Consider the following 1012-nt stretch of genomic DNA (forward strand, 5'->3'; position numbering starts at 1 on the left):
CTGGTCGATGTCGGGGAACTCGGCGACGAACGTCTCCACCACGCGCAGCCGGCTCGTGCCGTCCTCGGCGCGGGTGAGGGTGTAGTCCGCGTCGAGACTGTCGAAGGTGAAGTCGTCGACGTCCGCAGATACGGCGCCGACGGCGACGACCTGCGCCGGCATCGACGCGGGCGCAGCCGCCCCCGCCGACACCGCGAACGCGGCCGCGACGAGGCCCAGCAACACACTGACACGTACTCGCATGCGCACCATGTGCTCAGCCTATTCCGAGGGCGAGTGCCGACATCGGCGGGGCTAAAGTTGTCCCCATGACCGACCGACGCCTCGCCGTGGATGCCTGGGAGGCGCTGTTCCGGGCTCAGTACGAGGTGTTCCAGGAGATCAGCGACGACTTCGACGGATCGGGGCTGACCCAGGCGGAGTACGACGTGCTGCTGACGGTGACCCGGTGCGAATCGGGCGCGCGGCTGCGCGAAGTCACCGCCAACATGCTCATCAGCCAGCCGAGCGTCTCGCGCCTGGTCGACCGCATGGTGTCACGGGGACTCCTGACCAAATGCGCCGACCCCACCGACGGGCGCGGGGCCGTGCTCCAGGCGACACCGGAGGGCGCCGCGATGTTCCGCCGTCTGGCCACCCGCCACGGGCAGTCGATCGCCGCCCGCATGTCGGTGCTCGACGACGACGAGCTGCGGCAGCTCCGGGACCTCGCGACGAAGCTGCGCGAGGTCTGACGCAGACGCCGCGCTCAGGGCGTCCGGCGCCGCAGGGTCAGCGGCGCGAGCACGAGGAAGCCGACAGCGAAGGCCACGACGACCAGCAGCGGACCCCACAGGTCGCTGCCCTCCTCGCCTGCGGTCACCGCGTTGATCGCATCGACTGCGTAACTGAGCGGAAGCCAGTCGCTGATCGCGTACAGCACGTCGGGCATCTCATCGCGGGGCATCAGCAGCCCACCCAGGATGATCTGCGGAAAGACGAGCAGCGGCATGAACTGCACGGCTTGGAACTC

2 protein-coding genes and 1 pseudogene are annotated in these 1012 nt (G+C 69.3%); 1 reads left to right on the forward strand and 2 read right to left on the reverse strand.

The genetic code is table 11. The features are described from left to right. Nucleotides 1-252 (reverse strand): annotated as a pseudogene (locus tag NQ160_RS23270) (DUF2207 domain-containing protein); the annotation flags it as partial. Between the two features lie 56 nt (nucleotides 253-308). On the opposite strand from NQ160_RS23270, the gene NQ160_RS23275 reads away from it, so the two are divergent. Continuing rightward, entirely contained in the window at nucleotides 309-734 is a 426-nt protein-coding gene (locus tag NQ160_RS23275) for a MarR family winged helix-turn-helix transcriptional regulator (RefSeq protein WP_257517382.1), read from the forward strand. A gap of 14 nt (nucleotides 735-748) precedes the next feature. Here the strand turns inward: NQ160_RS23275 and NQ160_RS23280 are convergent. Next, the coding region (locus NQ160_RS23280; protein WP_257517383.1) for an ABC transporter permease at nucleotides 749-1012 on the reverse strand (264 nt) is incomplete at its 5' end.

The organism is Microbacterium sp. zg.Y909 (genome assembly GCF_024626565.1).